The 21,144-nt window shown below is 57.6% G+C and carries 19 protein-coding genes; 8 read left to right on the forward strand and 11 right to left on the reverse strand.

Annotated features, from left to right (window positions below):
* The coding region (locus tag ACZXDY_RS39585; RefSeq protein WP_464349232.1) for a LysR family transcriptional regulator at nt 1–443 on the reverse strand (443 nt) is incomplete at its 3' end.
* A 119-nt stretch (nt 444–562) separates the two neighbouring features.
* Here ACZXDY_RS39585 and ACZXDY_RS39590 point away from each other — a divergent pair.
* The 5 genes from ACZXDY_RS39590 to ACZXDY_RS39610 all read left to right on the forward strand — a co-directional run bounded on the left by ACZXDY_RS39590 (nt 563) and on the right by ACZXDY_RS39610 (nt 3,542).
* Entirely contained in the window at nt 563–811 is a 249-nt protein-coding gene (locus tag ACZXDY_RS39590) for a DUF1127 domain-containing protein (RefSeq protein WP_463718961.1), read from the forward strand.
* A gap of 34 nt (nt 812–845) precedes the next feature.
* On the forward strand, nt 846–1,538 hold the full coding sequence (locus ACZXDY_RS39595; RefSeq protein WP_463718962.1) for a glutathione S-transferase family protein: 693 nt from the start codon (nt 846–848) through the stop codon (nt 1,536–1,538).
* A gap of 202 nt (nt 1,539–1,740) precedes the next feature.
* Nucleotides 1,741–2,637: a YncE family protein gene (locus ACZXDY_RS39600; RefSeq protein WP_464349233.1), complete on the forward strand. Its 897-nt coding sequence runs from the start codon at nt 1,741–1,743 to the stop codon at nt 2,635–2,637.
* A gap of 34 nt (nt 2,638–2,671) precedes the next feature.
* Complete coding sequence (locus ACZXDY_RS39605; RefSeq protein ID WP_464349234.1) at nt 2,672–3,136, forward strand: chromate resistance protein ChrB domain-containing protein; 465 nt, start codon at nt 2,672–2,674, stop codon at nt 3,134–3,136.
* Between the two features lie 148 nt (nt 3,137–3,284).
* On the forward strand, nt 3,285–3,542 hold the full coding sequence (locus ACZXDY_RS39610) for a hypothetical protein (RefSeq protein ID WP_464349235.1): 258 nt from the start codon (nt 3,285–3,287) through the stop codon (nt 3,540–3,542).
* A 78-nt stretch (nt 3,543–3,620) separates the two neighbouring features.
* Here ACZXDY_RS39610 and ACZXDY_RS39615 read toward each other — a convergent pair whose 3' ends face one another.
* A complete protein-coding gene (locus tag ACZXDY_RS39615) occupies nt 3,621–4,637 on the reverse strand; it encodes an integrase core domain-containing protein (RefSeq protein ID WP_464349236.1) in 1,017 nt (338 codons plus the stop codon).
* A gap of 487 nt (nt 4,638–5,124) precedes the next feature.
* Here ACZXDY_RS39615 and ACZXDY_RS39620 point away from each other — a divergent pair, with 487 nt between their 5' ends.
* A complete protein-coding gene (locus tag ACZXDY_RS39620) occupies nt 5,125–5,445 on the forward strand; it encodes a hypothetical protein (RefSeq protein ID WP_464349237.1) in 321 nt (106 codons plus the stop codon).
* 1,599 nt (nt 5,446–7,044) lie between these two features.
* Here the strand turns inward: ACZXDY_RS39620 and ACZXDY_RS39625 are convergent.
* The 9 genes from ACZXDY_RS39625 to ACZXDY_RS39665 form a co-directional block, all read right to left on the reverse strand.
* Nucleotides 7,045–9,864, reverse strand: coding sequence for a putative bifunctional diguanylate cyclase/phosphodiesterase (locus ACZXDY_RS39625; protein ID WP_464349238.1), 2,820 nt, complete (start codon nt 9,862–9,864; stop codon nt 7,045–7,047).
* Complete coding sequence (locus ACZXDY_RS39630; protein ID WP_130224650.1) at nt 9,864–10,757, reverse strand: transporter substrate-binding domain-containing protein; 894 nt, start codon at nt 10,755–10,757, stop codon at nt 9,864–9,866. The genes ACZXDY_RS39625 and ACZXDY_RS39630 overlap by 1 nt, the downstream gene beginning before the upstream one ends.
* A gap of 125 nt (nt 10,758–10,882) precedes the next feature.
* Entirely contained in the window at nt 10,883–11,581 is a 699-nt protein-coding gene (locus ACZXDY_RS39635) for a VTT domain-containing protein (protein WP_464349239.1), read from the reverse strand.
* 4 nt (nt 11,582–11,585) lie between these two features.
* Nucleotides 11,586–12,959, reverse strand: coding sequence for a pyridoxal-phosphate dependent enzyme (locus ACZXDY_RS39640; protein ID WP_464349240.1), 1,374 nt, complete (start codon nt 12,957–12,959; stop codon nt 11,586–11,588).
* 1,664 nt (nt 12,960–14,623) lie between these two features.
* Nucleotides 14,624–15,570 (reverse strand): IS630 family transposase gene (locus tag ACZXDY_RS39645; protein ID WP_464349241.1). Its coding sequence is split into 2 segments (ribosomal slippage): nt 14,624–14,700 and nt 14,700–15,570, totalling 948 coding nucleotides; the frame shifts between segments, so codons are not numbered across the junction.
* A gap of 226 nt (nt 15,571–15,796) precedes the next feature.
* Nucleotides 15,797–16,918 carry a filamentous hemagglutinin family protein gene (locus ACZXDY_RS39650; protein ID WP_464349242.1) on the reverse strand — a complete coding sequence of 374 codons (1,122 nt, stop codon included), beginning with the start codon at nt 16,916–16,918 and terminating at the stop codon, nt 15,797–15,799.
* Nucleotides 16,860–17,300, reverse strand: coding sequence for a hypothetical protein (locus ACZXDY_RS39655; RefSeq protein ID WP_464349243.1), 441 nt, complete (start codon nt 17,298–17,300; stop codon nt 16,860–16,862). The genes ACZXDY_RS39650 and ACZXDY_RS39655 overlap by 59 nt, the downstream gene beginning before the upstream one ends.
* 260 nt (nt 17,301–17,560) lie before the next feature.
* Nucleotides 17,561–18,997 (reverse strand): cytochrome-c peroxidase, encoded by a 1,437-nt coding sequence (locus ACZXDY_RS39660; RefSeq protein ID WP_464349244.1) that lies wholly within the window; start codon nt 18,995–18,997, stop codon nt 17,561–17,563.
* A gap of 195 nt (nt 18,998–19,192) precedes the next feature.
* On the reverse strand, nt 19,193–19,735 hold the full coding sequence (locus tag ACZXDY_RS39665) for a cytochrome b (protein ID WP_464349245.1): 543 nt from the start codon (nt 19,733–19,735) through the stop codon (nt 19,193–19,195).
* Nucleotides 19,736–20,035: 300 nt separating this feature from the next.
* On the opposite strand from ACZXDY_RS39665, the gene ACZXDY_RS39670 reads away from it, so the two are divergent.
* Nucleotides 20,036–20,284, forward strand: a complete 249-nt coding sequence (locus ACZXDY_RS39670; protein ID WP_464349246.1) for a hypothetical protein — start codon at nt 20,036–20,038, stop codon at nt 20,282–20,284.
* A gap of 345 nt (nt 20,285–20,629) precedes the next feature.
* Nucleotides 20,630–21,144 (forward strand): IS630 family transposase (locus ACZXDY_RS39675; RefSeq protein ID WP_464349247.1); only part of this gene is annotated, 515 nt, incomplete at its 3' end.

Consider the following 21,144-nt stretch of genomic DNA (forward strand, 5'->3'; position numbering starts at 1 on the left):
CCATGGCGCACCGCAAGGTCGACTTCCTCTCGCGCGAAGTCGACGTGATGAAGCGTTGCGGAAACGCGAAGGTCGATTCCGGGGTGGGCTTCGGCAAAAAGGCCCAGCCGGTGAACGAGCCATTTGGCGGCGAAGTCCGGCGAGGTGCTGACGGTAAGGACGCCGGCGTTCTGCCGCTGCAGAAGCCGCTCGGTGCCAACCGCAATGCGGTCCAGCGCATCGCGCACGATGGTGAGATAGTCCTTTCCTGCCTCGGTGATGATCAGGCGCTGGCGCTCGCGATTGAACAGCTTGATCGCAAGCTCGGCTTCCAGCGCCTTGACCTGATGGCTCACCGCCCCCTGTGTGACGCAAAGCTCCTCGGCCGCGCGGGTAAAGCTTTCATGCCGCGCGGCGGCTTCGAAAGCCTTCAGCGCATTCAAGGGCGGCAAGCGTGGACGCATCGCAAGGACTTCATGAGAAAAACTAGGGCCGGCCAGAAAAAGGATGCTTTGCGGATAACGGCCCGCCGACCTTATGGGAAAGCTCCAACGCAGCATTTCATGAGATTTGGAGCTTGTCGATGTCAACCTTGATCACGGATGCCTTCTCGTTTCCGTTCATTCCGTCGGACGCCCCTCCCATCCGACTTCATCAATCAGATTCCGGACCTGGCCCGGCTATTGGATGGCGCGGATGGTCAGCCTGGGCGGCCCGGCGCAGGCTGCGCGGGGCGCTCCGCGAGCTTTCCGAACATAAACACCTGCTCGCAGACATCGGCCTGACCCGCGAACAGGCCCTGGAGGAAGCAGCCAAACCCTTTTGGCGATAGCGACTGCCAAGGGAGGAAAACAAGGGAGGAAAAGATGGGAGATCCGATTGTCTATGGCTTCCCACGAAGCACCTATGTCAACATCGTTCGCCTGATCCTGACGCACAAGGACGTGGCGTACGGCTTTCACGACCTTGAGCCCGTCATGGGCCAGCGCGAGCATTTGGCGCTGCATCCATTCAACCGCGTTCCGATCCTGAAGCACGACGACTTGATCGTCTACGAGACCAGCGCGATCGCCTCCTACGTCGACGAGGCGTTTGACGGACCACGGCTGACGCCGCGGGATGTCCGCCAGCGGGCGCGCATGAACCAGTGGATCGGCGCGGTCAATTCCTACTACTACCCTTACATGATCTACCATGTGACCCACGAACGCCTGGTCTTTCCCGAACTTGGGATTGCGTCCGATGAAAAGGTCGTGGCGCATGCACTGCCGAAGGTCGAAACGGCGCTCGCGGTGGTGGAGCGAGAACTCGCTCATGGCCAGGACTACCTGCTTGGTTCGGAACTGACGATTGCGGACTTCTTCCTCCTGCCGAGCACGTTTGCATTCAGCTTGACCGAAGAAGGCAAGGCCATGTACCCGAACTATCCGGCCTTTTGCCGATGGCGCGAGCGCATGGAAAACCTGCCGGCGACGCGAAAGCTGCGCGCGATCCTGCCGCCGCGCGAACCGATTCCGCATGCCCGCGAGTGGGCGAAATCGCACCGCCCAAAATACTGACCTTGCAGAGCCAGCCTTGCCCGAAACTCCTGCAAGGACTAATTTGAAGCTACGGGGAAATGCAGACTCCCCGGCAGACGGCCCAAACCGTCCAAGCTCTGTGCAACGCTCGATTTTCGAGGAGATTGCACGTGGACGGAGTTCTCATTCGATCTATCAGACGGATTTCCCGCTCTCGGCGGCGTCGCGACGTGAGGTCGCCATGCCCCTGAAGAGCCTTGGCGTCATCAAGATACCGGGTGCCGCGGACAGCGCCTTCGACCACGCCGCATTCGACCTCAAGACCCGGCGCGTCTTCATCGCGCATACCGCGCGCAACACCGTCGAAGTGATCGATCAGGATGCGAGTAAACACGAAGCGACGCTGCCGGGATTTCCAGGCGCAGCCGGCGCCGTCGCCGACGACGGTGAAATCCTCGTTACGAACCGCGGCTCGGCTAGCCTCGCCTGGCTGGACGCCGCGACCTTCGAGACCAAAACCGTGCTCAAGACCGCCCCACGGCCGAACGGCGCTGCGATCATCAAGCGCCTGGCCCTTGGGATCGTCGCCTGCATCGGCGACGATCGGGAAACTCCGACGCTGCGTGCTGTCAGCCTGAACGACTTCAAGCAGGTGTCTATCGATCTGCCGGGCCGGCCGCGATGGTGCGTAACCGATGCGGAGGCGAAACGGGTATTCCTCTGCATCCGCGAGCCTTCGATAGTTCTGGTTGCCAGGCTGCCCGATTTGAGCCCGATTGCGCAATGGAGGCTTCCATCAGGTGGCGCCCATGGTCTTGATATTGACCATTCGCGTGGCCGCCTCTACGCCGCCTGTGACCACGGTGCTCTGGTCGAGATCGATAGCACCTCCGGCGAGGTCACCAATGTCTGGCCGATCGCTGGCGCTCCGGATGTGACCTTTTTCAATCCAGCGACTGGCCGCGTCCACGTGGCGATTGGCGACCCGGGACTAATCGAAACAATCGATCCGCGCACCGGCATGGCTATCCAGACGATAACAGGTGTCGGAGCACACACGACGGCGCTGGTCGCGCCGGACCAGCTCTACGTCATCTCACCCGCGCACGACGGAATTCTCGTTTTGGCGGATTCATAACTCACCAAGGCTAAAAATCGAACAGGAGCACCAGATGAAGTGGATTACCCGGGAACACGTCAAAGTCGATCGCGTGGCCTGCCCCTGGCTCATCAGGAAATTCGTCGACACGGATGCCGAATTCATCTTTGTGCCGGCGGATAAGGTGATGGCCGAAGCGAAGCGGATCGACGCCATTCCCTACGACGTCACGGACGTCGAGCTGGGTCACCACGGCAAAGAATGCTCCTTCGAAGCGATCCTGAAGAAGTACGAACTGACGGGGGATGCCGCGCTGGTGCTGCTCGGCAGAATCGTGAACGGCGCTGACACAGACAATACGCTTTACCATCAAGCTGAGGGACCCGGGCTGAAGGCGGTAGCCGAAGGCTTCCGGCATCTCGGCTACAAGGACGATCATGCACTCAACGCCGCTGAATGGATCGTCTATGACGCGCTCTACGCCTACGCCCAGGAAATGGTGAAGCGTGGCAAGCCGGCCGGACAATTTGCGAATTGATTGTGAACCGTCGCTGAGCCGCACCCCTCGGCCCAAAGAACATCTTCGGAGTCGAACGGCACGTCGTAGAAAAATAAATCGCTCATCACTGGAACCTTTATCGGCGGCCTCCATTTGCTCGCTGTCCTAATGCTAGGAGGTAGACACCATGATGAAAATTCTTTTAGCGACGGTCGCCATTCTCGCATTTGGGGCACCTTCATTTGCGCAGCAGGACAAAACTACCGGACAAGCGCCCACATCAGGCGCTTCCGCGTTCTACGTGGCTCAAGACCCCGCGACGATGAAATGTAAAGTTGTCACTGCCCGGCCTGCCCCTGGTGAAATGAAGGTTATCGGTACGGCTCATCCGACACAGGCAGAAGCGCAAACAGCCTTGGCGGCTGAGAGAACTTGCGCCAAGTAATGAAGTGAAGGCGCGAGTACGGGGATGGGGATATTGGTTCGACAAAACTACTGACCCGACCTTGTGTGTACTGAAAACTTAAGCTCGGGCGTAATGGTGGTGAAGGCCACCAAGGATGGCGTGTGATTTGATGCTTCCGGTTCGTTGAATCTGGCGCGCGATCGGAGCATCTTTGTTCAACGAACGGTGCGTTCTGATGTCGTTGTAATAGCGAGCATACTCTCGCAGGATTCGACGCAGGTGCACTTCGCCCAGGACAATGACGTGTTCCAAACACTCACGCCGGATCGATCCGATCAGCCGTTCGGCAAAGCCATTCTGCCACGGTGAAGCCGGTGCGGTGGGCTTGTCCCGGATGCCCATGGCGCGCAATTGTCGCGTGACAACGCTGCCATAGATCCGGTCGCGATCGCGGATGAGGTAGCGCGGAGCCTCGTCCCAGGGAAATGCCTCCGTTATTTGACGGGCAACCCATTCTGCGGTCGGATTTGCTGTGACGTTGATCCAGACGAGGTGTCTGCGATCCAGTCGGACGACGACGAAGGCATAGAGCAGGTCGATACCGATAGTTGGAACAACGAACAGGTCCATGGCGGCAATATCCGACGCGTGGTTACGCAAGAAGGTTCGCCATCCCTGGCTGGGTGGCCCCCGTCGTCTGACCATGTACTTGGCGACGCTCGACTGCGCGATCTCAAACCCGAGCCTCAGCAGTTCGCCATGGATGCGTGGCGCGCCCCAAAGCGGATTTTCGACGCTCATCCGCCGGATCAACGCGCGCAACTCGGTGTCGATCGGCGGTCGGCCTCCCTGTGGGCGCGACTTCCAGCGCCAGTAGCAGTGAAAGCCAGCCCTCTGCCAACGCATGAGCGTCTCGGGTCGGATGATGGTGAGAACCTGCAGGATCGACGGAAACCAGCGATACAGCTGGACAAGGAACCAGCGATCATGATTCGTGAGCTGGACGCGACCATGCAGCCGGCGCCGCAAAACAATTAACTGATGTCGAAGCACCGCGTTCTCGGCTTCGAGTCGCAACTTCGACTTGAATGGCGAGGCCAGGACGGCCAGCACGAAACACAGCAGCCCAATCATTCCGTCAGCTTAGGCGATTCCATCACGCTATCAACCCAGACAAGGTTTTCGGTACACACAGGCCGTTCTGCCGAACCGTCTGAAGATGAAGACCTTGCCAAAAAATCGCAGAACCCGATCGCCGATCTCGTCAGCGTTCCGTTCCAGAGCAACACGAATTTCAATACTGGGCCGTTCAACCGCACCCAGGAGGTGTTAACATTCAGCCAGTGGTGCCGCTGCATCTTAGCGCAGAGTGGAATTTGATCTCGCGCACGATCATGCCCGTGATCAGTCAACCTAGCCCGTTTTTTAACAGCAACACGAATGGTATTGGCGACATTACCCAATCGTTCTTTTTGTCACCCACTCATCCGGGCGCTCTGATCTGGGGCGTCGGTCCCGTCTTTACGATTCCGTCAGCGACTGATCCTTTCTTGGACAGGGAAAAGTACTGCTCGGTCCCACGGCAGTCTTCTTAACCACGCCGGGGCATTGGGTGATCGGCGTGTTGCTCAACAACCAGTGGTCAGTTGGCGGCAATCCATTGCGGCCTAATGTGAATGCGTTTCTCGCGCAGCCATTTGTCAACTACAACATGGCGCATGGGTGGTTTCTGACGAGCTCACCAGTTATTACCGCGGACTGGTTGGCGCCATCGGATCAGCGGTGGACCGTACCGATTGGCGGCGGCATTGGTCGAATATTCAAGCTCGGCGATCAGCCGGTGAGTGCGTACATCTCCGCATATTACAACGTAATTAGACCGGATCGCGCGCCGAACTGGCAATTGCGGGCCGAGTTGTCTCTGCTATTCCCGGAGAGGTAAGTGTCGTCCGCTTTGGGTCTTGGCTGTGTGAAAACGCTCAGCACTTGATGCGCCATGTCCAAGAGCATCTTAGCCCCCCAACTCGCAACGGCACTGAACTTAAAGAACGAGCTGAAGAATGTAATTCTCGTCGCGTTTCGATATTTCGCGTTTTTGCACAGCCAGGGTCAACAGGCGCCCTTTCGTTCCCATTACGATGATTTCCGGTCAGGCCCAGCGAGCGGACATATTCGGAGTCGGCCGGAAGGTCTCAGACGGGCCAAAATGCGAAAAACTCAGCGCGAGAAAATCTGGTCCGCTAATGCCCCGCTAAGCGGACCGCAACTACAGGTGCAACCACTTCGCTGATGGGCCGTCAGCAGGCGTGTCGGATGCGGCCGGACGACGTGGGACTGCAGAGGCTTGTGTCCAAGCGCATGTGCCCGGGAGACGCTAAGTAGACTACAAACACATGTGGACTGTGCGCGATTCTGGTTCGGAAGCAACATCGGAAGCTTCGCAAGGATGAATCAACCGTGACCCGCAAGTCCATAGGTGGCTACACGAACAAATCGTGCGTCAGATGGTGCTCGTTTTGCTCGGCGAGTGAAAGGCCAACCAGGTCTGCATCCTGGTCGGCGCCCGTCCGTCACGTCCGGCAGTGTGCAGGCCATGTTCTGTCGAATCCGGTGCGTGGCCTAGATGTAGCTCAAAGACATCTGAGGCCTTGGAAGCTCCCATTTCCTTCTTGAAATGAAACGAACCTCCAAACGCCGGCGCAGCTGCCGTTTCTGCCTGACCAGCGTCATCGGTAGGTTGGTCCTTGCCTCCGGCGTTCAGGCTCGACCCTGAGTGTAGGTTGTTAGCAGCGTTTACAGGCACCGCGTGGAAGTCACGCTGCGATTGGCCGCGATTGGCCTCATTCTCCGGTGTCGCGTCATGCTTGGCATGCTGCTCGGCAGCTGCGGAGCCGTCTTCAGAAACGTGTAAATCGCGCTGCGATTGCGCGTGATTGGAGTCGTGTCCCGGTGGATCGTGCTTGGCATGCTTCTCGGTAGCTGCGGAGCCGCTTCAGAAACGTGTAAATCGCGCCGCGATTGCCCACGATTGGAATCGTGTCCCGGTGGGTCGTGCTTGGCATGCTTCTCGGCGGCTGCGGAGCCGCCTTCAGTGGCGTGCAAATCACGTTGCGATTGCCCACGATTGGAATCGTTCCCCGCGCTCGCCTGTATCGTGCCATGCTCGCTATGCGCGGACGCGTCGGTTGCGGTTGCCGCTCTGAAACCGCCATGATCGATTGGAGCGTTGATGGACCCTGATCCTCCGTGAGGATAGTTATCTTTGCCGTTGCCGTTGCCGCTATCTTGCCCCGCGTCTGCATCGAGAATCTGAAATTCATCGCCACGTCTGTCGACGGTATCGCCTCGGGTAGTCCCGAAGGCAAATGGCCGATCGTATATTCCGGGATCTAGTAAGGCCAAGTTGTCGGAACCACCCAGCTTCGCATCGGTGCTGCTAGGGATATTGAGGGTTACCAATTCCTTGGTGCCGATTGCGGTAGCTGATGCGAAGACATCAGGTAAGCTATCACGAAGATCGAACGCTTGCGCAGGTGATAGGCTATGCGTACGTTCGATCGACAGAAGCGGGTTTTTGATTCGGAGCTTGACGCGGCGAGAAAGCTCGCGCGAGCGTTTCGAAATCCTCCGGCGGAAGAGGGCGGCCAAACAAATAGCCTTGGTAATTGAGCCGCCCGTACCGCGCTAAGAAGGTATATTGCTCTTCCGTTTCCACGCCCTCGGCGATGACGGAAAGACCAAGACTTCTGCTAAGTGCGATGATCATCTTGGCTATCGCGGCACTATTAGGATCGACTAAGACATCCTTGACAAAGCTGCGATCAATCTTGAGCTGATCGATAGGAAGACGCTTTAGGTATGAGAGGGACGAATAGCCGGTTCCGAAATCATCGAGGCTAAAGCTGATACCGATTGCTTTCAACCTATCCATCTTGGCTATTACGTCGTCGACATTGCTGACTAGTGTGCTTTCGGTAAGTTCAATTTTTAGGCGGCGAGGATTAGCACCGGTTTGCTCGATGATCGTACGAATTTGATCGACGAAGTTCTTCTGGCGCATCTGCAGTGCGCTGACATTTATCGCAACACTTAAGTGCTCGGTTGCAGGATCTGACGACCAGCTAGCTAGCTGCCGGCAAGCGATTTTGAGCATCAAAGCGCCGAGCGGCAGGATAAGACCTGCGCTCTCCGCCGCCGGAATGAATTCGCTTGGAGAAACCATGCCTTTCTGCGCATGTGGCCAGCGGGCCAGCGCCTCCGCGCCCAATAGCCTTCCTCCGTGATCGACCTGTGGCTGATAATGCAGCAGAAACGCTTCGCTTTTTAAATCTTCTCGCAGATCGGTCTCAAGGGCAGCTCGCGCCGAAATCATAGTCTGCATAACGGGATCAAAGAACCGGAGGCCATTCCGGCCAGCGTTTTTTGCGTCATACATCGCTAGATCTGCCCTTTTTAGCAGTTCGTCGACGTTGTTATCCTTGGGAGAAAATAGGGTCACACCGATGCTGGGCGTGCAGGGATATTCATATGCGTGAAGGCGAAAGGTATCAGTGAAGGCAGCAACAATCTTTTCTCCAATTGCCTCTGCTTGCAAAGCAGCGGTTTTTGCCTTTTGAGTACCGAGATTGGCAAGAAGAACCACAAATTCATCGCCGCCGAAGCGGGCAACTGTATCTTCTGCCCTTACACATCGAGCGATGCGCTGAGCCGCCGCTTTCAGCAGGAGATCGCCCATGTCGTGGCCAAGCGAGTCGTTCAGAGTCTTAAAATTATCAAGATCAATGAAGAGCACAGCGCCGTAGGATTTATGGCGAGTATTGGCATTGAGCGCCTGACGAACGCGGTCGATCAGTAAGACACGGTTCGGCAAGCCTGTAAGTTGATCGAAAAAAGCTAATTCCTGGATCTTTTCCTCAGCGTGCTTGAGTTTGGAAATGTCATAATAAGAGCCGATGTAATTGGTAACTTCCCCTGCCTCGTTTTTCACGGCGGATATCGTCAGCCAGCGCGCGCAATGTTCTCCGCTCTTCGTCCTGATACTCATATCGCCCTGCCAGCTACCGGTGCTCTGAAGGGAGTTCCACAGGCTCTGGTAAAACTCAGCGTTGCGACGATGCGACTGGAATAGACGCGCCGTTTGTCCAACCAACTCTTCCATCGCATAACCAGTCAAGGTGACGAAAGCGCGGTTGGCACTCAAGATCACGCCCTTGGTATCGGTGACAATCATTCCCTCTTGAGCATTGAAGGCGGCAGCGGCGATGCGCAATTCAGCATTTGTCTTGTCAAGCGCATCGCTCTGCTGTTGCAGGTCGATCTCAATCGCTTCGCGACGCTTAATCTCTTGCGAGAGTGCAAGGTTATGTTCGGCCAACTCCGCTCTGTGACGATTGGATTCAACGAACTTAATTTGCAGCCGCGCCGAATTCTGACGCATTCGTTCGAAGCCGATAGCCAACACGAACAGCGCGATAGCGAGGAGACCCAGACAGAGTACAGAGGTCGGCGAAAGTGTACTGCCGTAAAGTTCTACTTCGCTCGCCAGACGCAGGACGGAAAGCCGTGTGCCTCGAAGCGGCAGGCGCAGCGCAAAATATCCCTTCAGCCCGGGAGCCAGGACAACTGATAGAGCCTGAATGCGGCCAGCCGGCAGAGCGGCGAGCGCGGCGCCACTGGTAGCAACAGGCGAGTGTCCCAGCTCGACCGGGAATAACACCTCGCCGTCATCGGCCAACAGGAATTCATGGGGCTGTCCCAGATCGTTGCTAGTTACTAATGATGCAAGCAGATTGAGGTCGCTTATACTCTGCACTGTTCCCCGTACCCCGCCCTTCTGCAACACCGGCGCACTGGCTACAAGCAAACGGCGCTTCTCGTCGATCTGAACATTCGGCTCGACGAGATTCAAAACGGGAGAGAGCGTTGCCACGCCGGATGCGCCGACATCAGCTTGCGTCACGCCGTTGTTGTCGAAGAAAGTCAGGCGCAAGTAGCAGGGTTGGCCGCGATATTTATCTTCATCCAAGGTAGTCTGGAAACGACCCTCGATTGCAGCCAGATTAGCAAAGAGTCCATACTTGACGGACATCCCGAGATCGAGGTTGCTGAAATAATTGGAGATGTCCTCACTGGCGGCGAGCCGCGCGACGGCCTGCCGGCGCTCGGTCAAAAATTCCCCAATCTGGCTGGTCCGCGCTTCACCGATTGATAGAAAACGCGCATCGGCGTTCTGACGTAATTCCACTTGCGATGTGTAGAGATTGACAATCAGAAACAATATTGACGACAGAAAGGCCGCAGCTGCTATGAATGGCCAGCGCAGAGCCAGGAATCGACTAAAATTGGCCAGCCAAGGCTGCATCAATTCGTCTTTGCATAAAATTCCGGAAAGAAGCGGCGGATGCCGGGATAGTATTTGTTCACGAGCCGGTCATAGGCGCCGGAAGCTTTGAGGTCCCTCAAATAGGCATTGAATTCATCGCGCAAAGCCGTCGCATCTTTTGGAAAGGCAGTTGCCAACATCTGCGGGCCGGAGATCGGCCCTAGAATCTTGATCCTGCCAGCCCATTTTCGCAAATCGAGAATGGCGTCTGGCACGTCAAGCAGCGTCAGCTCAGCTTCCCTGTTGAGCATAGCCGGCACCATCTCGTTGAGGTTCGAACTCTTATTGTAGGCCTTCAGGTCGATACCGACATTGACCAGGTCGTAATTGGCTGGGTCCAAGCAGGTGCGCTCCATGACGAGCACGCTCCTGGAGCCGATGGCTTTCCGCGTCTCGGCGATATCTGCCTCGAGATCGGCGCTACCCTCGATTGGCTTTAGATCAGACTCGGCTGGCGCCACTAACAAAACCTGGGAGGGAAGGGTCGGATCGGAATATAGGAGAACGGCCTCTCGCCACGGCAGTATGGTGAAACCGCTCGAAATCACGTCCCCCTTGATGGGATAGTCGCCCGTCAGCGCCACCTCGCCATTTTTGCGCACGGCATCTTTGCCGAGCAGATCGCGGATCACCGAATAAAAATCTGAGTAGACAAGCTTGTAAGATACGCCGATCCGTTTAGCGAAGCCCTGCATCAATTCCACGTCGAAACCGTCACCAGCGCCGGTAACGAAATTAGCGTAGCGGATACCGATATGGCGAATTTCGCCGCGCTTCTTGATCTCCGCGAGATCAGCTGCCCAGCTAGAGGCCACAAACAAACAAGCCATTGCGCCGCTGAGCGACCCAAGCACGAAACGCTTCGAGAACATGAAGGTGCACTTTGCTTCTACAGCGATAAAAATGCACCCTAAAAGTTCGGCATTAAGAAAAGATAGCGAAAAACAGTTAAGTGCAATCCAATTTGGCCACCAAACGCTGGCTTGGCGGCGATGGATTACGGGCTCGTCGCTGGCTGTAGTGGAAGCGAATCCCTCAGGTTCTTGAGTTCGTTCAGCACCGACCTCCAAGGACCGATCGCGCTCAACAACGTACTTAAGGTTAATATGACGACGTATCCTGAAAATTCGTGCCAATGAGGAGTTACGCGAGACAAGTATTGGTGCCCTTGCTGTCCTATCTGCGCATAAAGCAGCACGAGCGGCGCACTGCCTAACACACTCGTTGTCAGGTATTGGAGAGGTGAGACACGAAAGACTGCAGCAAAGAAGTTCGCCAATGGCGCTGGCACGAGTGGCGAGAGGCGTAGTCCGAGCAAAGTCAGCCAAATCTTGACAGCGGAGTAGTGATCTAAGCGAGCGCTGAGACGTTGCTGAATCTGCTTCCGGTAAAACAAAAACGCGCTCAAACCGCCAAAGGTACTGCCGAGCAACACCGTTGCACCTCCGGCGAATCCATCCATGTAAAAGCCTGCCGCCAGGTAAACCATGGGCATGGAAGGAAACGCCAGAAAGGCAAGCGCGGCTGATGCAAGGAGAAACGTCAAAGCTGTTGCGAGCGGATTCGCTTCTGCCATTGTCCACAAGCCCGGGAACAGCTGCGAGGCTCCTTCGCTCGACATGGGCGACGCAAAATACGCCAACGACAGAAGGAGAACAGCCGACAAATAGAAGATTACCGCTTTGTGACTACGCATCACACTAGCCTAAACCGGATAAGAGAGGCGGCGTATGTTCAAAGCTGTTGTAGGTGTTCCAAAACAAGACCTTCTTGTTATTCAGTGTCCCAGTTCGAGACAAGGCGAGCAGCGACCGCCAAGCCTTCAACGTAAATACCGGATCGAGATTGAGCCCTGCCTCCTTCAATTCCTCCGCCCACGCGGTATCGACGCTTTCGACCAAACCGTAGCCAGGACCCCAGCTGTTAGAATCCGGGACAAAAATTTCCTCCCGCACACGACGAAGAGTGTTGGGCGAAATGCCTGGAAAGCGGATCTTTTGCAGCCAAGCCGCCGTGCTGCGGGCGAGCTGGGTGACGTTTCCCTCCACAAAGGGCAGAGAGGGCTGCCGATTGACCAACCATCGCGTCAAATAAGGTTTGTCCTGATCGGCCACCCCTACCACCTTGGTTTGCCATCCCATCAGGTGGACGCCGAAGAGCAGGCCGAGCACAGTCGAACCGCTGCCCATGGGAACAAAGATCACATCGGGCGGCGTTTCCCATGCCTGAGCGGCGTCGAGCCACTGCGCCAACTCGGCGACCGCATTCATATGCCCCAACACGCTTAATTCGTTCGAACCGCCTGGCGGAACAACCGAATCCGTGTCCGGATGCAGCCAGTGCCTTGCAAATTCGTAAGCCGCCTCGCCCACCAATTCGACGTCGTTCTTGGTTATGGCAACGCGCTGAACAAGGCTCTGCAAAATGGCCAGCCTCGCCATGTCCGTAGCGGCTCCCGGCACCTCAAAAAGCACCAAATCAAGGGCGCAGTTCAGCGGCTGTCCGTCACCGGTCAAATCAGCCATGCGGTTAGCGAGAGCAAATTGCAACGCGTGATTGCTGGAAACCGCACCGATGGTCCCAAGGTGCTGAGAGCCGGACCACTTCAAGTTTGGCAACAGAAATTCGTACTTGCGTGCCTTGTTACCAAAAACGGGATAGTGCGCACTGCTCTCATTCACCACCAAGAGTTCAGCGCAATCGATTTGTCGCGTCACCGACAGTGGCAACTGTAAGAGGTGGTTTTCCCGCGCAAATATGGGGGTCCAGGGAATGATAGCGCGGGCCCCGGCATCCTTCAGGAAGATGGAATTGCCGGGATCGCCTAGGCGGTTGTATCCGGCGAAAGAGTCTTTGCGGGCGCGCGTATTGATGATGAGAGGCCCCTCTTCGGCGTCGGGATCTACCAAGGAGGGAAACAGCTTGGCTAAAGCCAAAAATTGCGAGTTCAATACCGCAGGCGGGGGCGCCAAACCTGAAACATCGGCCATATGGGGAAGCGGCAACAACGGACGCCCGCTTTGGGCCGCGCCGACCGCGCCCAACGCCGCTCCGCCCAAAATGATTCCTTGCATAAAGTTTCGGCGAGAGAGGTACATCGCGAACTGTCACATGGCACCCAGGAGTTGTAGATTAATCTTTTTTTAACGATATTCCAGTCGGGTGCTGGCTTCGACGAGGAATAATTTGAGTTTTGCTTAACCAAGACTCGTCTAAAAGCACGCCAGGATTCCGATCGGGCCTGACCTTGCCTTTGCCAAATAAGCTTTGGGAGAATTGCGATCGGAGCAGCGTCGGATAGCCAAGGTTGAGGTTTAGCGCGGGCCGACCATCTGGCCGAGACGAGCCGCACATTTCGCTCCAAACCAAGGCGCGGCTGCTACGCTCCAGCCTATGGGAATCGAGCAACGGCATGGCGGGCGAAAGGCGATACCGGTCAAGCAGATGCAGACCAGGCCGAAGCGTCCCGACTGGCCGCTGAAAATAAACTTGATGCTGTCGGACAGCTCCGGCATTTGGTACGCCCGAAAGCAGAATGTCCGCGTCGGGCTTAGAAGCAGTGCGGTGAGTCAATCTAGATGCTTTCCCTCCAGCCACAGAAGCAGCAGGTAGGAATCTCAACTCCGAAAATAGATGTTATGACAGAAGTCGACCAGCGACGAAGCGAGATGTGCTTAGGCAAACACGTCGATCACGCGAGCAGCGTTGGTCTCGTCAATGAAATCATCGAGGCATGCGGGCAATAACGTCCATTGCCCACGATCCGCCTCTTCAACGAAGGGCCTCATCAATTCCCCCCAGAATCACGGGAGAAGCATAACAGCCGCACAGCGTTTTCACATAGCCAGGGCCAGGCCAGACTCGGAATTGGTGGCTGCAAAGGTTTTGTCCGGTTGTCCTCCAGAGGCCGAAATACTGTCCTGATAAGTTTGGCGCTCATCGCCGCATCGTTTGTCTGGGGCGTGGTTATGCAAGAAGGTCCGCCAACCCTGGCTGGGCGGTCCTTGCCGCTTGACCATGTACTTGGCAACGCTTGATTGCGCGACCTCGAACCCAAGCTTGAGCAGTTCGCCATGAACATGCGGTGCTTCCCACAGCGGATTCCCTCCCGTGAAACTACGGAGTCGCGCAAGCGCTCTCGACGTTAACCGAGCCGCCCAACGTTAATTCGCGACTTTGCTTGTCCAAGAACACTAAACCAGCAAAAGCTGCGGCGCTGTTCTGTTGGGGCCCGAGCGATGAAGCGGATTAAGTCGGAAGTACCCGAAGCTCAAAACAGATCGGAACACCACTATACCTCTGTTCCACAGGTGATCCGACGACCGAGCCTCGCGCGTAAGCAATTCCGCACGAAAATTGTTGCCGAGGATAAGTTCGCGCGAACCATGTTAGTCGCTGGCTTGGATGCAAACGCTCACGAATGGCGAACTTACGAGCGTCGCTGTGCGGCAAGCTGCAGAACCATAGTGGATGGCGCTAAGAGCAAGAGTCTCGAAGGAGCTGACTTGGGCGCGTTACGGTAATTTCTCTTCCCAAGCCGCCTCCGTCAGAGGTGGGTTTATGGTGCGCTCGGAGGGCAGTCGCATTTGTTGCGATATCAGTGGGTTGCCAAGCTGCTTCAAAGCATGAAGTACGTTTCAAACCCAAAAGTACCCTTCAGAACGGCCGCCCAAGGAGCCACCATCGACGATGCAGCGCCTGATGGATCGGCCTTCGGCTAGAGAGGGAGGAAAGCGTTTCACGTTTTGATAGAAGCGCATCCGGCGTTTTCGAAGTAGTTGCTGCATTCGTTGGGCTGGATGGTTGTGATGAGCCGCCGATATGGCGGCAAATGTCGTCGATGGTGCGCTTCTGGGCGGCGCGCATCCAGTGCTTGATCTTGGCGAAGGTCTGTTCGATCGGATTGAGGTCGGGGGAGTATGGCGTCAGGTACCAGAGCCTCGCGCCGGCGGCTTTGATCAAGCTGCGCAGGGCAGCCGACTTGTGGCTGCCGAGATTGTCCATGATGACGATGTCGCCAGGCTGAAGCTGCGGAACGAGAACCTGCTGGACATAGGCGCGGAAGCATTCGCCGTTGATTGGGCCGTCGAAAAGGCACGGCGCGGTGAGACGGTCGCAGCGCAAGGCGCCAAGGAATGTCAGCGTCCGCCAATGACCATGTGGCGTGAAGCTCCGCACCCGCTCGCCTTTTGGCCCCCATCCGCGCCGTGGGGCCATGTTGGTCTTAATCCAGGTCTCGTCGATAAAGACCAGGCGTCGGGGATCGAGGTTGGCCTGCCATGAACGCCAGCGCTGGCGTCTACGCGCGATGTCTGAGCGAGCTCGCTCGAGGGTGAGCGACGCTTTTTTGAACCGCAGCCCTTCGCGACGCAGAAACAGCCAAACCGCATTGTGGGAAACCTTGATCCCGCGCGCAACCATTTCGTCCTTTAGGGCGTGAAGCGTCAAATGCGGCGTCTGACTGATCCGTTCCTTGATGAAGGCGCGATGCGGCTCAAGGACGGGTTTGCGATGGCCGCCCATCTTCCCGGGCGCTACCGAGCCGGTCGCTCGATAACGTTGCGACCACTTCACAACTGACGACACCGCAACCCCAAACCGCGACGCCGCCGAGCGGCAGCTCTCGCCCTTTGCAACTGCCGCAACCGCACGCTTACGCAGATCATCGGAAATCGGTCGGACCATCGGATGCTGGCCTCCAGTCCAGCCAGCATCTTGAACCATATTCGCCCCAAATCCGGAATCCCTTCCGATTCAATAAATCCGTGAACCGCCTTTAGCGAGCTGTAGCGGATCCTTCAAACGCTGCCGCGTAACGCCTGCGTCGAAGCTGCGACACTACCTCGACGAGGCGGCCTTCCCACGTAGGTCTTTCCATATCACTCATTGTCCGGCGAGATTGCGCCGCTCGTCATCGGTCCTCGTTGGTCAATCGGCCAAGACCGATCACTTGAAGGCGACTATCTGTATTGTACGAGCGCTGCTCGGGACTGGAGCGACGATTGGGCGCTTCACCCTCCGGCGTTTCGCCGCTGCCGCCGAAGCCCAGGAATTCGACCATGATGATCGAAGGAGGATCGTTAGTATTAGGCGCGGCCGGCTGAGCCTGTTGCGTCGCTGCGGTCATGTTTTTGCCGGTGACCAATGCTGCGACTGGCGGCGCCTGCACTGCCGGAAGGCCGGTCGCGGAGCCCTGCACTTGGATATTCGCGGCATTGATGATCTGCAGCGCCGCAAGATTGACGTTGCCGGACACCCGAATGCCGGCTTCGCCCGCATCAATGGTCCCGAGCGGCGCGATCAGGTCGATGTCGCCCGGCGGTACCTCGGGGATCGGGTTCAGGGTGGCGATACCCGCGCCTGAAGTTGGCACATTCGGCGACAACGTCACGTCACCATAATCGTCATAGAGCCGTTTGGGCGGGGTATAGACGACTGTGGTCTTAGCGCCGCGGCCGGCGTTGATATCACCCTCGGCCGACCACGCCTGGATGTCGCCGCCGAAGGTGGTCATCACGCGCGACAGGCCCAGCAGAATGCTACCTTGTGAGTAGAGCTGGATGTTGCCCGCGCCCTGTGTCAGCAGCCCCGCGTTGCCGCCGGGCGTGATGCCTTCCGCGCCCACCAGGATGCGCCCGCCCGGCGCCAGCATTTGAATATCGCCCCCACCCAGGGTGCGGATGCTGCTGTCGCGCGTACCCGTCAGCACGCCGTCGCTGTTATAGACCTCGGTGCTGAACATGGTGAAGTCGCCGCGGTAGGCGATGGTGTTGCCCTGCGCATCCGTCTCAGGGAACAGCCTGGCGATAGCCTGGCGGCCGCGCAGGTAGCTGCCGAAGCGGGGGCCATCGGCGTCGTTGTACTCACGACCGCCGGCCTTCAGTTCGCCGAAGTACACGCGGCGCAGGAAGATGCGCTCCTGCTCCGGTGCGAGGCGGTTGAAGTAAGCCAGCGCATCGGCGAAGTCGGCCGCCTCATAGCCGTAGCGGTCCTTGAGCCAGTCGATCAGTTCGTCCTGGTATGTATGCGCCACCTTGCCCGGCTGGTCGGCCAGCGGGTGGCCGCGGGTTGGCGGCATCCAGGTAACGCGCGGCCAGCGCGGCCCAGCCCCGACCGTGGGAGCCGGCGCCAGCCAGCACGGCCACGTCTGCGCCGGCCATGCCCGCCGGGTGCACGCCGGCGATCGGTCCCAGGCTGACGAACTCGCCCTTGTCGGCCTGGTAGATGTTGCGGCCGGCTGTGATCTCCAGTGTGCCGGGCCCGGCCACGCGGAAGCTTGACTGGATGATGTCGCGCCCTGCCTGCACCAGCGACACGTCGTTGTCCGACTGATGCACGAAAAGATTGGTGGTATACGTCGCCTGCCCCTGGTCGCTCATGTCATCGGCTCCGTGTGTCGTTGACGATCCGCACAAGGACAATCTCCTTTGTTGGTGCGAATGCTGTTTACGTAGGAGATGACCGCGCCCTCACAATTAAAATTCTGGTTGAGCGCGTTCGAATACCATCAAGCCGTATGGCAATTGCGCATTCTCCATCGAGTGGATAGACATTGGAAACGAGACGCTGCTGGCTCTAGTTAAAATACGCATTTGGGATCGCCATCGGGGTCCCCAGCCGTCCCTTCATCTGCCAATGACGATTCCAAAGGTGAAATTGTTCGCGCCGGCGGGCCTCACCGCCGGAGCGGAGGCTCCGCAGGTACCTGTTCTAGGGGCATTCCCTGCAGCTTGCCTGTGAGTGTCTTGAGAAAAGCGACAATATCTGCGACGTTCTGTTGCGACAGATCGGAGTTCGGCGTCTGATACCGCGCCATCTCGCTGACGGCCTGCCCCAGTGTCTTGGCGCTTCCATCATGGAAATAAGGAGCGGTCAGCGCAACGTTGCGGAGGTTGGGAACGTTGAAGCGGTGATTGTCGGCCGGATCATGAGTGAGCAAACGCCTACCTTCATCAGCGTCGGTCAGCGGGGTCTTGCGGTCTGCGAAGTAAGGCCCGAACAGCCCTATGATCTCGAATGCGTCTCCACCGACCGCGACGCCGCTATGACAACCGGAGCAGCCAACACTCTTGAACAGTGCGTAGCCTCGCTTTTCTTGTGCCGTGATCGCATCTGGAGAACCTTTTAAGTACTGGTCGAACCGACTGTCGGGCGTAATCAACGTCCGCTCATACTGGCCTATGGCCTCCGTGATCGTGCGCTGACTGATCTCATCGTTTCCAAAGGCTGTCGTGAACGCCTCGATATAGGTTGGATCGGCTCTAAGCTTGGCCGCGACAGAGTCCCAATTCAACGGTCCCATCTCGATGGGATTCATAATGGGGCCAGCCGCTTGCTCCGCTAGGCTCGCCGCCCTGCCATTCCAGAACTGCGCAATGCTGAATACTGAATTATATACCGTCGGTACATTGATTGGTCCCTTTTGCCCGCTGATGCCCGTCGCGGTGACGAGATGGTCGACGCCACCACGGTTCAACTGATGACAGCTCGCGCAGCTCAGCGTCCCGTCACCCGATAGTTTCGTCTCAAAGAACAACCGGCGCCCAAGTGCTGCTTTATTCACGTCACCCGGCAGACTTTCTGGGATCGGCTGGATGGGTTCAGCCGCGAACTTTTCGGCGACCTCCGGGGTTGCGTAGTGCGCACGTCGCGTTTCGTCGATCCAGGTTAGGATGGCAGTTCGCTGATCAGCCGAGAGGCGTGCATCCGCCCAATGCATCAATAGGTATGCGGTGGGCGGCATCCGATCCTGACGGATCACTTCCTCGATTCTAGAAAGCTGCTCCACGCTCGGGGGCTTGCCATCCTCAAACGCTTTCAACACGGATTCTATGCCGAAATGACGCGGTCCCTCCGTGAGATCGCGCTTCATGATGTGGTTGGCTATCGGTAAGCTAAAGTAGAACGGGAGCCTGGTATCGGGTGCGTGACAGTAATCACGACGAGCGTCCCTGATGGCATTAAAGGCGGCCAGGGCTGCCGGATCCTTCAGCGTTGGAGATGTATCGGAAAGCGATGGCGCGGTGGTACGATCCAAGTGGGCCAAGTAGGTGATCGTCCCGCCATAGAGGATCAGGACGCCCAATACGATCAATGCAGCACTCTTACGCATCGTCACTCCGCCCAAGCAGTCTGAGGAATGTCTGATGAATGTTCGCGGCAGCCGCGATGAGATGCGCGGCCATCGCCGTACCGAGTCGCCCATGCCGACGAACCAGCTTTCCTCCGCGCCGGTACCGTCCCTGCGCCTTCAGCGGTGCGAAAGGCGGTGCTATCAAGTGCCCGCCGCGCTCTCCACGAGGATGGCTCACGGCTTCATGCGGCTCAGCAGCTGATCCCGGAAGCCAAACTGATGTACGAGTGCGGCAACCGCATGCATTGCGGCGATTGCAATCGTCGTATTGGCACCAACTTCATGCCAGGCTTGGATGGTGCGAAGAAGCGCAGGATCGTGCGTGCCGAACTGTGGGACAAACCAGATCCGGAATAGCGTAACGCCTCTATAAGATGCATCGAGTGCACCTAACAGCAACACTGCAACGAGGAGGAGATAAAGGCTCCAGTGCGTAAGTTGCGATATTATATGAAGCAGCCCCCCAGTAACCGGCGCCAGTGTGCGGCCGAACCGCATCCGCCAGACAACTCTCGTCGGTAGCAGACAGAGGAGCGCGGCTCCGAGTAGAACATGCACGGACCACATCGCCGCGCGATCTGGTCTTGGAAACCAATCGGCAGTCTGTCCAAAAATCCACAGCGCCAGAACGAGTGACGCCGTGACCCAGTGCAGCCAAATCGTGACCGGATCGTAACGTGCGGCGGGCACAAGCACGCGCTCGTCTTTTGAGGTCATGTGTTCAACTCGTGATCGACGGGTGTGTAAATCGGCAGCGATCATCAAGTATGCAGACCGGCGCGACCACCCATTAAAATCGAAGCTTCGAAACTAAAATTGAGTTCATAAACGGCAAGTCGCTCGCATGAGCGTACTCACGCGGCGGCAATCGTCTTCCATCGCTTAGGAATTCGACGCGAACGTTGGACGTTGTTCGGAGGCATTCGTAGCGAGGTCTAGCTAAACCCCGGCTCACCTCCCGATCTTGTGACCGCGGCAGCATGCGACGCATCCCTATGTCAGATTTGATGATGCGAGATGGCGGAGCCGATGATGTTGAGCAAGGGATATATGGACACGGCGCGGACGTTGCATCGCGTTGCCGGAAGCATGACGGACGAGGCGATCGCGGAACGGCTTAGGGCTCTGGCCCGGGACTACGAGCGGCGAGCTGAACAGGCCTCCGAGACCAGTCCGGCCAAGAGCTTGCATCTCCGAGCAGCGCATGGGCAACGCGAGCCAAGCATCGCCGGCAAAGATCGCTTCAGTCGAGAACAGATGGACTGAACCGCGGCCGTGTTTTGCGCTTTATTCCTATCGATGCGGATCCTGTCCGTGGGTGTGGCATGTGGATCGTCGCAAACGCTGGGTTCTTCCAATCACCTTCTTCGTTGCGGTCCCCGGACCGGGGCGTGATCTGGAGACGTTAGAAGGATTCACCGCTGCAGTACTGGTTTGAGCGTCTCGCGAGCGGGAAGCGACCCTGCTGTTACTCTAGCTTCGGTATGAAACCTTGAGAGCGTGCGATCGTCGGCGGCACTTTTCGGACCTGACGCGATGTCTGGCTAGTCATCTGGAACGCAAGTTCGTCACATTAGTTGATAGCTCGAATTTCTACAGAGGAGAGTGCGAGTGGCGAATGCAGGTGAGCGAGGCCGGCCGATCGCGCCGTTAGTGCTGAGTGCGCAGGAGCGGGCGTACTTGGAGAGACAAGTTCGTCGTCATCGCGTAGCCCGGTCGCTATCTGAGCGATGCCGTGCGATCCTGCGGTGTGCGGATGGCTTGCCAAGCAAGTCCGTAGCTGCCGAACTCGGCCTTCACGAACATACCGTTGGTAAGTGGCGTCGCCGGTTTTTGAAGGATCGCTGTGATGGCCTGCTTGACGAAGCGCGACCTGGCCGTCCTCGCACCATCAACGACGATCAGGTTGCCGCCGTGATCGAGCGGACGCTGCGGACGACGCCAGCCGACGCGACGCACTGGTCGATCCGCTCGATGGCGGCGGAAACCGGCTTTTCCCACACCACGATCCGCCGGATGTGGTCGGCGTTCGGCTTGCAGCCGCACCGCAGCCAGACATTCAAGCTGTCGAGCGATCCGCTGTTCGTCGACAAGGTGCGCGATATCGTCGGCCTTTATCTATCCCC

The organism is Bradyrhizobium sp. LeoB3, from assembly GCF_055456055.1.